The sequence below is a fragment of the Rahnella sp. CFA14(1/10) genome, assembly GCF_004195095.1.
GTDB classification, from domain to species: Bacteria; Pseudomonadota; Gammaproteobacteria; order Enterobacterales; family Enterobacteriaceae; genus Rahnella; species Rahnella perminowiae.
Genome location: NZ_SEWS01000039.1, coordinates 1 through 459, shown reverse-complemented (window position 1 = coordinate 459; position 459 = coordinate 1). Strand labels below are relative to the sequence as shown.

At 49.9% G+C, this 459-nt stretch carries 1 protein-coding gene; it reads right to left on the bottom strand.

What is annotated here, in order from left to right; all coding sequences use genetic code 11:
• Positions 1–424 (bottom strand): NAD(P)(+) transhydrogenase (Re/Si-specific) subunit beta (locus EVX52_RS25140; RefSeq protein WP_205952732.1); only part of this gene is annotated, 424 nt, incomplete at its 3' end.
• Positions 425–459: the final 35 nt, after the last annotated feature.

Sequence of the window (459 nt, the reverse complement as noted above, 5' to 3'; positions counted from 1 at the left end):
CTATCGAACCGGTAAAGGTCACCGCACCGATGAAGATACCGAGGAATACTTCGGTCAGATGGATGTTTTCCATCACGCCTTCCATCGGCACCGCACCGTGATCCAGATAGCTGTTAAAGCCCACCAGAACCGCAGCCAGACCCACGAAGCTGTGCAAAATGGCAACCAGCTCAGGCATTTCTGTCATTTCGACTTTACGTGCCAGATAAACACCAATCGCACCACCGATCACCATGGCGACGATGATCCAGCCAACGTTACCGGAGTCAGGTCCAAGAATGGTCGCGATTAACGCGATGGCCATCCCGGTGACGCCGAAAATGTTACCCTGTTTTGATGTTTCATGTTTTGACAGCCCGGCAAGGCTGCAAATAAACAGAATAGCGGCAACAATATATGCTGCTGTAACTAAACCCCCAGACATATATTCCCCTTAGTTCTTACGAAACATCTTCAGCA